This is a genomic window from Brevibacillus reuszeri, from assembly GCF_002897295.1.
GTDB classification, from domain to species: Bacteria; Bacillota; Bacilli; order Brevibacillales; family Brevibacillaceae; genus Brevibacillus; species Brevibacillus reuszeri_A.
Genome location: NZ_BEXF01000153.1, coordinates 1 through 433, shown reverse-complemented (window position 1 = coordinate 433; position 433 = coordinate 1). Strand labels below are relative to the sequence as shown.

1 protein-coding gene is annotated in these 433 nt (G+C 54.7%); it reads right to left on the bottom strand.

Features of this window, described 5'->3' with window-relative positions:
* The coding region (locus C3B52_RS35935; RefSeq protein ID WP_164685097.1) for an FAD:protein FMN transferase at positions 1 to 433 on the bottom strand (433 nt) is incomplete at both ends.

The following is a 433-nucleotide window of genomic DNA, read 5'->3' as shown; positions in this document are numbered from 1 at the left end:
AAGGGTGCCCAGGTGCTGCCCGCGTTGTTCCCCGGGGTCCTGAATACCGATATGCCAGGGGGAACCGTTCGGTTTTGCACCCATCGCGAGGACATTGCCCCCTAGATCGATAATGGCGGATTTGAAATCCTGCTGCTGCAAATAATCCGCGATCACATCGGCGGCATAGCCCTTGGCGATTGCGCCGAGATCAAGCGACATGCCTTTTTTCTTCAGCATGATGGCGTGTGAGGAAGGTTCCAAGGTCACATTCTTGTAGTCAATTTTCTGCATTGCCGCAGTCAATTTACGATCCTCTGGCACGGCCGCATGCTCGCTGCCTATTCCCCATAGATCGACGATCGGTCCGATGGTCGGGTCGAAATGCCCGCCAGAAGCTGCGGCGTAATCAACGGCTGTTTGAACAACCTTGAAGGTTTCCTCTGAGACGCTT